This is a genomic window from Ekhidna sp., assembly GCF_040220215.1.
Classification (GTDB): domain Bacteria; phylum Bacteroidota; class Bacteroidia; order Cytophagales; family Cyclobacteriaceae; genus Ekhidna.
In genome coordinates this window covers 299507-315299 of the sequence record NZ_JAVJTR010000016.1, presented here as the reverse complement: position 1 = coordinate 315299, position 15793 = coordinate 299507, and the positions used below count along the sequence as shown (strand labels likewise).

Annotated in this window: 13 protein-coding genes; 9 read left to right on the top strand and 4 right to left on the bottom strand. The window is 40.3% G+C overall.

The features are described from left to right. Positions 1–34: 34 nt before the first annotated feature. Positions 35–673, bottom strand: a complete 639-nt coding sequence (locus tag RIC88_RS10025) for a ZIP family metal transporter (RefSeq protein ID WP_350217408.1) — start codon at positions 671–673, stop codon at positions 35–37. 122 nt (positions 674–795) lie between these two features. Beyond that, a complete protein-coding gene (locus RIC88_RS10020; protein ID WP_350217407.1) occupies positions 796–1824 on the bottom strand; it encodes an FAD:protein FMN transferase in 1029 nt (342 codons plus the stop codon). 71 nt (positions 1825–1895) lie between these two features. Here RIC88_RS10020 and ruvB point away from each other — a divergent pair, with 71 nt between their 5' ends. The 4 genes from ruvB (at position 1896) to RIC88_RS10000 (ending at position 9177) form a co-directional block, all read left to right on the top strand. Beyond that, positions 1896–2921 carry a Holliday junction branch migration DNA helicase RuvB gene (gene ruvB / locus RIC88_RS10015; protein WP_350217406.1) on the top strand — a complete coding sequence of 342 codons (1026 nt, stop codon included), beginning with the start codon at positions 1896–1898 and terminating at the stop codon, positions 2919–2921. A 40-nt stretch (positions 2922–2961) separates the two neighbouring features. After that, positions 2962–3543 carry a superoxide dismutase family protein gene (locus RIC88_RS10010; RefSeq protein ID WP_350217405.1) on the top strand — a complete coding sequence of 194 codons (582 nt, stop codon included), beginning with the start codon at positions 2962–2964 and terminating at the stop codon, positions 3541–3543. Between the two features lie 227 nt (positions 3544–3770). Continuing rightward, positions 3771–7226, top strand: a complete 3456-nt coding sequence (locus RIC88_RS10005; RefSeq protein WP_350217404.1) for a ligand-binding sensor domain-containing protein — start codon at positions 3771–3773, stop codon at positions 7224–7226. Beyond that, on the top strand, positions 7213–9177 hold the full coding sequence (locus RIC88_RS10000; protein ID WP_350217403.1) for a response regulator: 1965 nt from the start codon (positions 7213–7215) through the stop codon (positions 9175–9177). Before RIC88_RS10005 ends, RIC88_RS10000 begins: the two co-directional genes overlap by 14 nt. A gap of 136 nt (positions 9178–9313) precedes the next feature. On the opposite strand, the gene RIC88_RS09995 is transcribed toward RIC88_RS10000, so the two are convergent. Further along, the gene (locus RIC88_RS09995; RefSeq protein WP_350217402.1) at positions 9314–9451 is read right to left on the bottom strand and encodes a hypothetical protein; all 138 of its coding nucleotides are present in this window, start codon (positions 9449–9451) and stop codon (positions 9314–9316) included. Positions 9452–9582: 131 nt separating this feature from the next. Here RIC88_RS09995 and queG point away from each other — a divergent pair, with 131 nt between their 5' ends. The 5 genes from queG (at position 9583) to RIC88_RS09970 (ending at position 14529) form a co-directional block, all read left to right on the top strand. After that, entirely contained in the window at positions 9583–10503 is a 921-nt protein-coding gene (gene queG, locus RIC88_RS09990; RefSeq protein WP_350217401.1) for a tRNA epoxyqueuosine(34) reductase QueG, read from the top strand. Positions 10504–10762: 259 nt separating this feature from the next. Then, positions 10763–11122 carry a VOC family protein gene (locus RIC88_RS09985; RefSeq protein ID WP_350217400.1) on the top strand — a complete coding sequence of 120 codons (360 nt, stop codon included), beginning with the start codon at positions 10763–10765 and terminating at the stop codon, positions 11120–11122. 43 nt (positions 11123–11165) lie between these two features. Next, positions 11166–11768, top strand: a complete 603-nt coding sequence (locus RIC88_RS09980; protein WP_350217399.1) for a trimeric intracellular cation channel family protein — start codon at positions 11166–11168, stop codon at positions 11766–11768. 48 nt (positions 11769–11816) lie between these two features. Continuing rightward, complete coding sequence (locus RIC88_RS09975; protein WP_350217398.1) at positions 11817–13931, top strand: M3 family metallopeptidase; 2115 nt, start codon at positions 11817–11819, stop codon at positions 13929–13931. A gap of 103 nt (positions 13932–14034) precedes the next feature. Further along, complete coding sequence (locus tag RIC88_RS09970) at positions 14035–14529, top strand: SixA phosphatase family protein (RefSeq protein ID WP_350217397.1); 495 nt, start codon at positions 14035–14037, stop codon at positions 14527–14529. A gap of 106 nt (positions 14530–14635) precedes the next feature. Here the strand turns inward: RIC88_RS09970 and RIC88_RS09965 are convergent, their stop codons facing one another. Then, positions 14636–15748, bottom strand: a complete 1113-nt coding sequence (locus RIC88_RS09965) for a THUMP domain-containing class I SAM-dependent RNA methyltransferase (RefSeq protein WP_350217396.1) — start codon at positions 15746–15748, stop codon at positions 14636–14638. Positions 15749–15793 lie beyond the last annotated feature (45 nt).

Genomic DNA, 15793 nt, shown 5'->3' with positions numbered 1-15793 from the left:
ATATATTCCTCAATTTAATGACTTGTAGAAATTTCTAAATCATAAACTCAACCAAAATGGCTAGTACCGCTCCCAGCAAACTGATAAGTATTTTATTCAAACCGAAATGATGTTCGGGGCTTGCTTCCACAAAAATGGTAGTGGAAATGTGCAAAAAACTGCCACAAACAATAGCAAAAACAATTAATACAGCGTCCTCCGATAGTAAGATGAAATCACCCAGCACCATCCCAAGTGGAGAGGCCAGACTGAATAAAATTAGAATGTAGACGGCTCTCTTTCCTAATCCCTGCATGGTTGCCATTAAAGCAAAAGCAGCCGGCATCTTATGAAGCACGATACCCAAAAGCAATGAATATGACTCATGCTTTTCATGAAAGGGAGAATCATGTGTTAGCAGCGTACCTTCCAGTATACTGTGAATCATCAAGGCGACAATAATCGAAAAACGTCCGCTGGTTGAAACCGCCTTATGTGTATGGACATGGCCGTGCTCCACACCGGATGAAAAGTACTCCAAAAATTGCTGCATGAAGAATCCGATCAATACATACAAGCCAACTCTTGAAGGATTTAGGCTTATGGAAAACAGCTCCGGAATGATATGAATAATGGTGATGGCAAAGAGGTATGAACCTGCAAAAATCAACGGTAATCGAAGGTTCTGCTTCATTGACGGTATCAGGTTTAAACTGAACCCGCCAAATAAGGTGCACGCAATAAGGATGATTATTGTCAGTAGCATGTTGTTAGGTTGGACTTCAAATTCTGGTATCTAACTATTCCATCTCACTTTTAATTCCCTGAAGCCATGTTCATTTCCAAAAATGGTTGAATCCCCTCTGAAACAAAACTTTCAATGCCATTATTTGAACGATAGATCAAAATCGCATCCAGATCTCTGACTTTTATTATTTCTCTGGAATAATCCAGCCCCAACACCATAAAAGCAGTTGCGTAAGCATCGGCCGTCATGCAATCAGGGGCAAAAACAGAAGCACTTAGCAAGTTATGTTTGGCGGTATAACCTGTTCGAGGATCAATGATGTGAGCGTAGATTTCGCCATTCTGCTCATAGTAATTTCGGTAATTCCCTGAGGTGGCCAGTGATAGATCTTTCAACCGAACAATAGCCATCAGTCGCTGTTCGTTTGGCGTTGTAGTTGGGTCTTCAATCCCCAGTGACCAGGGTTTATCCTCATCATTTTCACCCCTGCATCTTACTTCACCACCTATTTCCACTAAGTACCTAGCAATGTTTTTTGATTCAAGCAGCTCTCCTATCACATCCACTGCGTACCCTTTAGCTATGGCACTGAAATCAATCTGAAAGTTTTCAGGCACGGAAACTCCATCTTCGTCAAATATCACCTGATCAAATCCAATGATTGACTTAAGTGAATCTACTTTCAATGAATCCAGCGTTGGGATCTTTTTGTCCGGTCCGAATCCCCATGCCTGTACCAGTGGGCCAATACTTGGATCAAAAGTTCCATCTGTATTGCGATAGATTTCTTTGCTTTTTTGAAGCACAGGAAAAAAATAATCTGACTCAAAAGTCAGGGACCCACTTTTATTAAGCCTTGAAATTTCTGAAGACGGAATGTAGGTAGAGAGTGATTGATTAAATGCCACAAGCTCTTCAGCAATTTCCTGGTCAAGCCCATCTACCTCAGCCCCTACATATTTGACATTATACCAGATTGAGCCCATCGTTTGCCCGGTAACGTGATGAAGCTTTGGAGTGTCCTTCCTCAGGTAGGAAACAAAGCCAAAAGCTATGGCAAGGCCAATACCAAAAATGAGTAGTCGCTTTTTATTCATTCGGATATAAATGTGCTCGCAAAACTAATTCAATCGGGCTTCAATCGCTTTGTGCCTTATATTTGAGGTCGATGAGAGAAGACTACCTACAAGCGGATGGAGACGGGATGGAATCCTCGGAAAAAGAAATTGAAAAAGCATTAAGACCTCTTTCATTTTCTGATTTTACCGGGCAGCATAAGGTAGTTGAAAACCTGAAAATTTTTGTTGAGGCAGCCAGGCAAAGAACAGAACCTTTGGATCATGTTTTACTTCATGGGCCTCCCGGGCTAGGCAAGACTACCTTGTCCTTTATCATTGCAAATGAGCTTCAGTCAAATATTAAAGTAACCTCCGGTCCTGTACTGGATAAGGCAAGTGAATTGGCTGGCCTGCTTACCAATCTTGAACCACATGATGTACTATTCATTGATGAAATCCATCGGTTAAACCCGGTAGTTGAAGAATATCTCTATTCTGCAATGGAGGATTATCGAATTGATATTATGCTGGATTCCGGCCCTAATGCAAGGTCTGTCCAGATAGAACTGAACCCTTTCACCTTAATTGGAGCAACCACCCGATCAGGTCTTCTCACCTCTCCCCTACGAGCTCGCTTTGGTATCAATGCCCGTTTGGAATACTATGATTCAAAGCTGCTCACCAAAATCGTTGGTCGATCAGCTGATATTTTGAATTCCATAATAGATGAAGAAGCCGCCTTTGAGATAGCGAGAAGAAGCAGAGGAACCCCTCGTATTGCAAATAACCTATTAAGAAGAACACGAGATTTTGCGCAAATCAAAGGAGATGGAGCTATCACACTAGAAATATCCAAAGTGGCTTTAAAGGCTCTGGATGTAGATGATCACGGGTTGGACGAAATGGATAATCGAATCTTATCTACGATTATCAACAAATTCAAGGGCGGCCCTGTCGGGCTTAGCACCATTGCTACAGCATGCGGAGAAGAGTCCGAAACAATTGAAGAAGTGTATGAACCTTTCCTTATCCAGGAGGGATACATTAAACGAACCTCGCGTGGACGAGAAGCAACCGAGCTAGCGTACAAACATTTAGGTGCTATACCACCATCACAAACCGGATCGTTGTTTTAGTGGTTTGATTTTTGTGGATTGTTCAATAAAAAAATAACAGATGAGAGCACTTACTTTTCTTTTAATTACTGTCTTTATTGGTGGCTGTGACAAAAAAGATCCGGGACCAAAGACTTTTGCTGCAGCTGATATTTATTGGGTAAGCTCGGAAGATGGTAAGATATATGAGCAAGGAGAACTCATGGGCAATGCCTCATTTGTATATCAGGATGGAGTAACAACATTGGAGGTAAGTCTTTCTGGTATGGCTCCAGACACTCAACATGCCATGCATCTGCATCAAGGTGCACTCGAAGAACCGGGAAGGCATTGGAATCGGGGTGGTTTTGTAAATCATTGTGATAAAAAAAGCCTAGGAAACTTTTGGCTAAAGCCATTTGCCGGAGATATTGGTAACATCACAATAGATGAAAACGGGAATGGTACTTTTTCCATTCAAACGAACTTATGGAGTTTAGGCACAGACGATGATTCAGATATCTCTGGTACGGTGATATTTATTCATGAGAAGTACGAGGATTTCGGAAACGAGTGTGATCCAAATCACAGCCATGATCACGAACACAGCAATGCGAAAATTGCCGGCGGCACAGTAGTTTTAGATGCTCAAGTGCTTCGGTAACTTAGCCAATGACCAGTAGGTTAATTGCAACAAATAAGCCAAGACCAGCAGAGTATAATATAGCTAACGCAATTCTTGCAAATCTTGACTCTTCCTGATATTCCATAATGTTATTGTTTAAATGTTTTTACAAACTACAGACAATTGGAATTATCATTCTTGTCGAAATACTTACAATATCCGCATTTTTTGATGAACCTTTACCCAAAGAGCAGATAAACTCAAAAATGCTTAGAGTTAAAGCTATATTGATTTTGGCAATCCAGTTATCGACGCATTTGATTTCTGCGCAAAGGGATGCACCTCCCCCCGCATTCATTTATGAAACATACTTTAAGACTGACGGCCTAAATCAAAGCAGTACCAATGCTATATTCCAGGATAGCCAAGACATGCTTTGGATAGCCAATTTTGGCGGCATAAATCGGTTTGATGGCTATCAATTTGAATCCTTTATTCATCAGTTTGGTGATTCAACCACTATTCCTGACAACTCTGTTTGGACATTTTTTGAAGATGATGATTCCAATCTTTGGGTAGGGACTAAAGCTAGTTTGAGCCTTTATAAAAAGGAAACGAACAACTTTCAAAATTTCATTTTAAATGCAGGAGCGTCAACCCTTGCTATTAAGGCTGTAAATCAAATTAACAACGAAAGTTTATTGGTTGGAACTGAGGGAGAAGGCCTTTTTGAATTTACTATTAAGGACAAGAACTTTCGAAAGATAGAAAGCATTCCCAATTGCAAGATCAATGATATTGAAATTGATTCTGAAGGTACTGTATGGATAGCTTCTGAAGATAAAGGGGTATTTAAGTGGAATCCAATTACAAACTCAACGGACAGAATACTTACCAATAACAAATCTGCATGGGATATTCATATTGATTCGAACAAAAACATTTGGATTGGGACAGACGAAAATGGACTCTGGGTCCAAAAAGTAAATACTGAATCATTTGAACGTTTAACGACCAATAATTCTACGCAATTAGGGAGAAGGATAAATGCTATCTCTGAAGATGATAAGGGAAGAATTTGGGTTGGTAGTGCAACAACAGGCATCTCAATTTTTTATCCTGAATTAAACAATTTTCATCATTACAATCACAACCCAACCAATCCTCAGAGTTTGTCAGATAATGATGTAAGCTCTATACATCATGGATCGAATGGTGTCACTTACGTGGGCTATTACATGAAAGGATTTCAAAAATTAATAGAAAGCCCTTTTCACCTAATTAAACATGATCCTCAAAACGAAAAATCTCTGGCTCACAATAATGTCTATAGTATGTACAGAGATCGCTCTGACAATCTTTGGATGGGGACTTTCGGTGGAGGCCTTAACTTACTGCAATCAAAAAATCCAGTTGTATTTAAAAGGTACACACGCGATCCGACCAACCCGGAAAGTATCAGTCATGATTGGGTTCGAATTATGTATGAAGACTCACAAGGACGATTTTGGATCGGTACATGGGGTGGAGGACTAAACTTATTTGATAGAGAAAAAAGCACTTTTAAAAGATATACAGCATCGCCATTTCTATCAGGTAACGGACTAAGTATGAATATAATCACAGCTATCTATGAAGATAGCAAAGGAGACATCTGGGTGGGTACTTATGGGGAAGGAATCAATATTTATCAACCTGAGACTGATAATTTCAGACAATTAAAAAACATTCCCGGTGACTCTACCTCATTATCAGATGATCATATTACCTCATTTTTAGAAGACGAAAGTGGTCTATGGGTTTGTACATACGGTGGAGGTTTAAATAGGTACGATTATAAGACTAACTCTTTTGAAAGGTTTATTCCTGACTCGGAAAAGGATTCAAGCCTTAATAACTATAAAATACTTCACCTCTTTCCGGATGGAGACAATTACTGGCTGACTACTCTTGGAGGAGGGTTAAATTATTTCAATCCACACAAAAAGACATTCACACATTTTACTGAAGCGGATGGCCTCAGTAATAATTCTACTATGGGCATGCTAAAGACCGAAGTTGGCACCTACTGGGTTTCAACGAATAATGGATTAAGTCATTTTAACCCACAGGATAACACTTTCAAAAACTATCGCATTAAAGATGGTCTTGGAAGTGATGATTATAATCTTGAAGCCTTTATGGAAGATGAAAATGGCTACTTCTACTTTGGTGGAAAAAACGGCATCACATATTTCAATCCTGTTGAAGTAGAGATTCAATCTACTTTTCCCAAGCTGGTTTTGAGAAAAATCATGATTGAAAATGAAGCATATGATTTAAGTTCATCTGATGACATAATCCTACCGTATAATAACAGATTAACCTTTCAATTTGCAGCAATTAACCCTGCCAGAAAAGCCAATATCTCCTATGGTTATAAACTAGATGAAGACACGGAATGGCATGAGCTCAATAATTCAAACAGTTTGGAATTTTTTGCTCTGAATCATGGAAGACACACCCTTGAAGTCCGTAGCACCAACAGTGACAAAATTTGGAATCCTGAATCATTAACATTGAGTTTTTATATTCCGCCACCATGGTACGAAACATGGACATTCAGGATATCCTCCATTTTGTTAATCCTCCTTGCTGGTATTCTTTATTACAGAGCCCGGGTTAGCGCGCTAAAGAGGAATCAGCTGATTCTTGAGAACAAAGTAGCTGACAGAACAAAAACAATCGCCCAGAAGAATATGGATCTTCAAAAAGCCTACGATAAACAAAAGGAATTGGAGCATTTCAAGGAATCAATGGTAGGTATGATCGCTCACGATCTTAAAAATCCTCTTGTCTCGATTATTAGAAGAGCAGATGGAGACAAGAATGATAACATCAAACAAATTGATCGTTCAGGTAAGCACATGCTCAACCTGATTGAAAACATGCTCGATGTTCTTCGCTTTGAAAAATCGAAAATGAAGTTAAATATCACCGATTTTTCGATATCAGCAACCATCAGTGAAGTTATAGATGAGTTAAAACCCGTTGCGGAAGAACGGCATATCCAAATCATGAACAAAATGAATCGGGAATACCGAGTACAGGCCGATCAGCAACTCATCCATCGCGTGCTAAACAACCTGGTTTCAAATGCAATAAAATACTCTCATTTCAATTCACCGGTTGAAATACAGACTAGTGAATCCATCGATGGAATCAGGATATCTGTAAAGGATTATGGTGACGGTATTCCAACGAATGATCTAAAAAAAATATTTGAGCAATTTGAACAATCTGAAGCTCGATCCTTCGGAGGAGCCACTTCTACAGGACTGGGACTTTCTTTTTGCAAGCTTGCCATTCATGCACACGGACAAAAAATGGAGGTAGATTCTACCAAAGGCCAGGGCAGTGTTTTTTCTTTCACACTACCTGTGGTAAGTAAGGGCGCGAGTATGACTAGTGATGAATTAAACGATCAAACATTCTTTAATTTTAAAGATGAAGATTATCTTGTTTGGGAAGGAATGGCAGAAAAAATAAACGAATTGGAAGTTTATGAGGCGGGTAAGTGGTCAGATTTAGTCGACTCACTTTTAGAGAAGAGCAGTAACACTAAATCAATATGTGATCAACTAATGCAACTGGTAACTGAATATGATCAAAACGGGATAGCTGCGTTTAAACAAAAGTTGGCGGAATTTCTAGCCACCACATCAGCGCATGAGTCAAACTGAGCCAAATACAAGCATTCTGGTCATTGATGACAAGCCGGATAATATCAAAGTTATCATTGATGAGCTTAAAGAACTGGGTCTGCATAAACATGCACTCACAGCTCCCAATGGCAAAATCGGATTAGAATTAGCTAAAAAATACGTTCCCAAATTAATCCTCACGGACTGGGAAATGCCTGAGATGGACGGGTATGCACTAGTAGAGGCGGTAAAGGCTGATGAAGCTCTTGCACATATACCTATCATTATGGTAACCGCTGTGATGAAAAAACCAGAGGATTTATCAGAATCTTTTAAAGCAGGTGTTCATGATTTTTTATCAAAACCTTTTAATAAACTGGAGTTTCAGGCACGCATAAAAAATGTTCTTCGCTTGTCAGAGACAGAAAAAAACTTACGAGCGAGCTATGAGAAATTATCTGAACTGGACAAAGCAAAATCTACGTTTTTCGCTAATGTCTCGCACGATCTAAAAAATCCCATTGCAATCATTCTAGGGTTGACAGATATGTTATTGGTTGAACATGAAGATGTGCTTCCTCTGGACACGATAGATAAGCTCAGAGCCATCCAGCGCTTTAGTAAAACCCTCAATAATTTATCTACAGAAATTCGTGAATTGATACGGTTGGATGAGGGTTTGCTACAACTTAATCGAACGAAATGCACGCTCAATGAATTCATAGGTGAGTTCATCACCATATTCACCCCTGTAGCTGAAGCGAAGGATGTTTCGCTTGAATTAAAGACATCTCTTAGTGAGTCCGATTGGGCTTTGATCGATACCTGGCATTTTGAAAAAGTCCTGTACAATCTTGTTTCAAATGCCCTGGACTTTACTAAGGCCGGCACCACTATTGAAATAGCGTGCAAAAAAGATCAGGAAAATCTATACATCATCATTCTGGATGAAGGACCAGGAATAGACCCAGCTAAACTTGAGCAAATGTTTAATCGGTTCTATTCCAGTGACACGCTAAACAACAAAAGAGAAGGGCTGGGAATAGGCCTTGCCATCGCAAAAGAAATTGTTATACTACATGGAGGATCTCTTACGGCAGAAAATCGCAAAACGCAGGGGGCCGCTTTTACCATAAGCATTCCATTGGACGCTGAAGAACTACCTGAAGAAGGAGAAGCTGTAGAACGATGGCTTAGTCATTCGGTTATCACTCCGCAAACGACCACTGAAACAGCTGAAACCATCCCACAAGGCGAAGAAATGAAGTCCGTCTTAATTGTAGACGATAATCCGGATATCAGGCTGCTAATTTCAGAGCTGCTTAGGAAAGAGTATCGAATTTATGAGGCCAGAAACGGAATAGAAGCTATAAAGAAGCTTGAGGAACGGAATGTTGACCTCATTATCACAGATCTTTCCATGCCGGTAATGGATGGGTTTGAATTTATCGAGCAGGTTCAGGACACTCGGTACAAAGACATTCCATGCCTCATAGTTTCAAGTCGGGCTGACAAAGACCAGCTTCATAAAGCACTGGATCGTGGAGTCGAATTTGTATTGCCCAAGCCTTTTGATGCTAAAGAGCTCCGAGCAAGAGTAAAAATCCTGATCGAGAGATCAGATGGAGGTAGTAGTATTTCCACAACTTTCTCACATTTTGATCCCGAGGCTACACGAAAAGAGATGATCAGGCAACTAGAGTCTCTGGTGGTTAAAAATATTGACAACCCGATGTTGGGCATTCAGAACCTTGCCAATGAAATAGCTGTGAGCCAACGTAAACTATTTAAAGTCTTAAAAGATTCGTTGGACATTACGCCGCTGGAGTTTATCAAAGAAATAAGATTTCAATATGCAGATCAGTTAATCAAGCTGCGAAAAGTAGGATCATTATCAGATGCCGCGAAGGCCATCGGTATGACTAATGTTACTAATTTCAAAAAACAATTTGAACGATTCGTGGGAAAAGAACCCACCTTATCTGAATAAAAAAAGTCCCGACACACCACTGTCGGGACACCATCACGCAAGGCTAGCCTTGCCTATCACAATTGTTTTCAACGCCAGAAATGCTTCCAGCGCCAAAGGAGTGGAAACCCCTTAACAAACTACTACCTAAGTCTAATTATATTGATTGAATCAAGTTATGCAGGCCATAAGTCACTATTGCATAGTACGCAAGCACACTTGCGGTGGCAATTGCATTGTCCATTTCTCTTACATTAATTTCTGCTTCTTTAAGTTTTGTATACACTTGATTCATTTTCTTTCTATTTAAATTCTATACAAACTTCATCCACTTTCATTTTCAAATCCTGCACACATACTTCCAATTCTTGCATTAAAGATTAGAGACCCTTTAAACAACCATTTTTTGCATACTACATTTGTCCTGTGAGCGCTTTAAACCGTAAAAACTTAATAAAAAAACTCGCCTCTGATCTTGGGTTTTCTTTTTGCGGTATATCAAAAGCTGAATTTTTGAAAGAAGAAGCACCCAAACTGGAAAAGTGGTTAAATAGAGGGTATCAAGGAAAAATGGGATACCTCGAAAATCATTTCGACAAAAGGCTGGATCCAACCAAATTGGTACCTGGTGCAAAATCGGTTGTTTCGCTGGTTTACAACTACTCCCCGGAAAAGACCCACCAATCGGATAAAAAACCAAAGATTGCCAAGTACGCTTACGGTCAGGATTATCACTTTGTAATTAAGGATAAGCTGAAGACTTTCATGTATAAAATTCAAGAAGAGATAGGTGATATTTATGGACGTGTATTTGTAGATTCAGCTCCTGTACACGAACGAGCTTGGGCGACTAAAAGTGGAATCGGATGGGTCGGGAAAAATTCACTACTACTCAATCGTGAAATGGGTAGTTTTTTCTTTCTAGCTGAGTTAATCATTGATTTGGAATTAGAACCCGATGGCCCGATGAAAGACTATTGTGGCACCTGTACAGCTTGTCAGGATGCCTGCCCAACTGATGCCATACCGGAACCCTATGTAGTAGATGGAAGTAGATGCATTTCTTACCTTACCATTGAGCTGAAGAATGAGATTCCTACCGAATTCAAAAACAAGATGGAAGGTTGGGCTTTCGGTTGCGATATCTGCCAGGATGTTTGCCCTTGGAACCGATTTTCCAAACCACACAACGAACCAGCATTCAAACCACAAGGGTGGGAGGAGTTTTCAAAACAGGAGTGGCAGGAAATGACCAAAGAGGTATTTCAAAAAGTGTTCAAGAAATCTGCGGTGAAACGAACGAAGTTTGAAGGGTTGAAAAGGAATATTAAGTTTCTTGAAGATTGAATAATCTTCCCTTTATCTTATTCAGTCTTACACGGACATAAGGAGCTCCAGTTAGCCACATCATCACATTCTTTTTTCTTACAGGAAGCTTATCCACCTTCATTCTTTACACTGCGTACAGGAGTAGAGATATTATTTGGTTGGGAGTAGTGCATTACCTTATTGACATAGCTATTAAGGGGTTTTAGAATAAATCACCCAATAGTATGAGCTCACTTAATTTTCTATAACCGATCATTGAACCTTAAAACTGAATATTATGGAATTAGGACAATTTTCAATAAGTCTCCCTGTAAAGAAAATGGAATCAAGTATTGGTTTCTATCAAAAGCTTGGATTTGAAATCATCGATGGTGGTCATATGAATGAAGGCTTCCCCGATGGAGAAAACACTTCATGGCGTATACTGAAATCCAGTAGCGTAGTGATCGGCCTGTTTCAGGGCATGTTTGAAGAATCCATCTTGACATTTAATCCGAAAGATGTCAGAAGTATCCAAAAAGAACTAAAAGCTAGGGGGATAAATCTGATCAAAGAGGCAGATGAAAAAACGGATGGGCCGGAGCATATCATCCTAACAGATCCCGATGGCAATCAGATCATGATAGATCAACATTAAAAAAGAACCATTTTGAGTAGAGAATAGTCATTACTTTCGCTCTGTGACTATCCTATACTTCATCGATATAATTGGGACCATGGTGTTTGCCATCTCCGGAGCACTAGCTGGACGTGACAAAAAACTGGACTTTTTCGGCATTTCTGCTGTAGGGCTAATTACTGCTATTGGTGGTGGAACCATGAGAGACATTCTGCTAGGCAGCACTCCGGTTGGGTGGATGAAAGACTTAATCTACCTCGCAATGGTTGGGTCAGGGATTTTGATTTCTTTACTATTCGGAAAGGCAGTGCTAAAACTTAGAAGAACTTTCTTCATGTTTGACACAGTAGGTATCGCTGTGTTTACTGTTTTAGGCCTACAAAAAGCACTTACTATAGGAGTACATCCAATAATCGCCATTATGATGGGAATGGTCTCAGCAGTTTTTGGTGGAGTAATTAGGGATATTGTGTGTAATGAAATCCCATTGATTTTTAGAAAAGAAATTTATGCCCTTACCTGCTTATGCGGTGGTATTTTGTATGTTGTATTGCAAAGACTAGGCCTTGAGCAGGGATGGAATATCCTAACGACCGTACTTTTCATTGCCTCCTTTCGAATACTGGCGGTTAGATTTAAGTGGCAGCTGCCGGATATTTCTTGAGACCTTAGCCTTTTCACTACATTTACCTTAAAACCAAGAAACCAAAACATGAAAAAATTCCTTTACGTGATTGTGGCTGGAGCTTTATTCAGTTGCCAAACACAATCAGAAAAATCAGACATGCAAACAGATAATCCATTCTATCAGGAATGGGATACACCCTATGGTGTACCTCCTTTTGATCAAATTAAGGATGAACATTACATACAAGCCTTTGAGGATGGCATGGATCAGCAGCTGGAAGAAGTAGATGCAATCATCAGCAATGAAGAAGCTCCTACTTTCGACAATACCATTACTGCCTTCGAAAAATCAGGAGACTTGCTAACCAAAGTAAGCAATGTGTTTTTCAATCTTACTTCTGCTCATACCAACGATTCCCTGCAGGGAATATCCCGTGTGATCAGCCCAAAGCTTTCTGCTCATAATGATAACATTTTTCTCAATGCAGACTTTTATGCAAGAGTTAAGGCATTGTTTGATCAAAGAGAAGATCTGAAACTTAGCATAGAACAGGCCAAGCTATTAGACAATTATAATACGAGGTTTATTCGTGCCGGTGCAGCACTAAGTGTTGAAGATCAGGTCAAGATGCGAGAACTTAATGGACAGCTTTCTTCCCTTTCCGTTTCCTTTGGAGAAAATGTGCTAGCCGAGACCAACAAATTTGAAATGGTGCTTGAAGAAGATGACCTTGACGGTCTTCCGGAAAGCGTGATCAAAGCAGGTGCCGAAGCTGCAAAAGAAAGAGGTTATGAAGGCAAGTATGTATTCACAACCCATCGTCCAAGTCTGTATCCTTTCATTACTTATTCTACAAGAAGAGACCTAAGAGAGCAACTGAAGAAAGGATATATCAATCGTGGCGATAACGATGATGAAAATGACAATAAAGAACTTGCTCGTCAATTAGCCAACATCAGATTACAAAAAGCCAACTTGCTAGGATACAAGACATGGGCTGACTATGTGCTCACTCAACGAATGCTGGATACACCAGACAAGGTTTATAATCTTTTAGATAAAGTTTGGCCTGCGGCTATTGAAGCTGCCAAAAGAGAGCGGGACTTAATGAAGGAAATGGCTGCTGGAGAGGGTATGGATATAGACATTATGCCTTGGGATTGGTGGTATTATGCCGAGAAGATCAAAAAAGAACAATACAATCTGGATGAGAATGAGATTCGTCCATATCTCAAGGTAGACAATGTCATCAATGGCACATTTACACTTGCAAACAAGCTATTTGGAATGACCTTCGAGGAGCAAACGAACATTCCAAAATATCATCCTGATGTTCGAACGTATACGGTGAAAAATGAGAAAGGTGAGCTGATTGGCATCTATCTATCTGATTGGTTTTACCGTGGAAGTAAACGAGGTGGGGCCTGGATGAACACCTACAGAAGCCAAAGCAACATGGATGGCAATCGAATTATTCCGATCGTTACGAACGTTGGCAATTTTACCAAACCATCAGGCGACACTCCGTCATTGCTTTCACAGGATGAGGCAACCACACTGTTCCATGAGTTCGGTCATGCCCTACATGGATTGCTTTCAGAATGTACATATCCATCCATTTCAGGAACATCAACCCCGCGAGATTTTGTTGAATTCCCTTCTCAAGTACTTGAAAACTGGGTGTTTGAGCCGGAAATGTTAGCCCTATATGCATTTCACTATGAAACTGGTGAGGTAATGCCAACAGAGCTCGTGGAAAAAATTAAGAGTGCCGGTCAGTTCAATCAGGGATTCGGAACGGTTGAGTATATGGCGGCTTCATACTTAGATATGTCATATCACACAGTAGCCGAGCCCATTACCATGAATGCTGCTGAATTCGAAAAGGCAGCCATGAATAAAATCGGGATGATTGATGCAATCGTTCCTCGCTATCGAACCGGATATTTTTCACATGCGTTCTCAAATCCTGAAGGATACTCCGCAGGGTACTATAGCTACTTAAACTCTGAGGTAATGGATGCCGATGCATTCGGTGCTTTCAAAGAGAATGGTCTGTTTGACAAAGAGACCGCCAATGCATATCGCGAACATATCCTTTCTAAAGGAGGCACACGAGACGCCATGGAAATGTATGTAAACTTCCGAGGTAGAGAGCCAAAATTTGAAGGTCTGCTGGAGCGAAGAGGATTTAATTAAATAATATTTATAAAGATGAGTCATTGCGAGCCAAGTGTAGCAATCTCCATCTATGAGATCGCTTCGTTTCACTCGCGATGACGCACCTAAACTGATGCTATCGATGAAGAAAAAGTTATTAACCACATTCCTCCTCACTTGTGCGATCACGATATATGCACAAGACCAAACTACATTTATTCTGGTACGCCATGCGGAGAAAGCAAATGATGGAACCGACAACCCACCACTAACTGAAGCCGGACTTCAACGAGCAAATGATTTAGCTGCTTTATTAACCAATCAAGAGATTGATGCACTCTACAGCACCCCTTTTATTAGGACAGAAACTACCCTAACACCCATTGGAAGGGATAAAGGAATGGAGGTGAAAAATTACGATCCTTTTGCAGGAGCAAAATGGCTTTCAGGTGCACTTAAAAAACACGCGGGAGGTACAATTGTGATTTGCGGCCACTCCAATACAATTCCTGAACTTGCTAATGCACTACTTGGAAAAGAAAGATTTCAGCAGTTTGATGATAACGACTATTCCAATTTAATCATCATTGTAACTAGTGAGGTTGGGAAAGGAAAGTTGGTGAGGTTGAAATTTTAGCTTAACCGCAGAGAAAACGGAGATTAATCGCCAAGGGAGCAGAGCAACTTTGCTAAGAAATCTCAGTGTTCTCTGTGATTTTCTTTGCGCTCTCCGTGGTTAATATTCAATACAACTCATACTTACAGAAATCACACTCCAACTTCCCGTTGTAAAGCTTGATTCGCTCCGAATCCTTCAATCCAATTTGTTTTAAGGCCTGTTTATTAGAACTAATGAGCCAGGCATCATACCCCACAAAATTCTGTTTGAAAGCATCTCCCATTGCTTTATAAAACTCGAGTATGTCATCTCCAATACGTTCACCGTACGGAGGGTTTGTAATGATGATGCCTTTATCATTGATCGGTTTAAAATTCCGAAAATCCATGGTTTTGATCTTTACTTCCCTGCGTAATCCAATCTTTCCAAGCGCTTTTCTAGCAAGTGTTACCGCACTATCATCAATATCAATTCCCGTCAAATCCAAGCTTGGCTTTCGCATTTTATTCAGTTCCTCATTCTTCACATTATTAAAAAGGATAGGGCTGTATTCAGGCCAGGTTCTAAAGCCAAATTCTTTGCGTTTCAGGTTCGGACCCATGTTCATTGCGATCATGGCTGCCTCTGTCAGAATTGTACCACTTCCACACATGGGATCGACCAAAGGTGATTTCTTATCCCAGCCTGATAAAATAACCATACCGGCTGCAAGCACCTCATTCATGGGTGCTCTATGCCCCTCCTCACGATAACCGCGCTGATTTAATGCAGCCCCCGAACTATCCATGGAAACGGTGAAAAAATCATTTGCACAGTGGATGTTGAGAAGTACATCAGGGTTGCTGGTATCTATTGAAGGACGCCTTCTGTATTTGTTCCTATACTGATCAACCATGGCATCTTTCGCCTTCAATCCCACATATTTAGAGTGGGTAAAAACTTCTGAAAAGATCACCGGATCAATCGCAAACGTCTGATCTACATCCAGAAAGTTGGACCAGTCAAACTCCATCATTTTATCGTATAGCTGCTTTTCATTCCTTGCCTGAAAACTGTAAATCGGAACAAGAATCTTCATGGCCGTTCGCAGCGAAAGATTCGCACGATACAAAAAGGCAGGGTTCCCTTCACATTGGACACCTCTTGTGATTTTTTCGATCTTTTCTCCCCCGAGAGCCTTTACCTCCTCTGCCAGTATGTCTTCAAATCCGAAAAGTGTCTTGATGGTTAGTTTCATTGACTATTTTTTTATATCTGCTCTTTAGATTGCCAAAATGCGTTA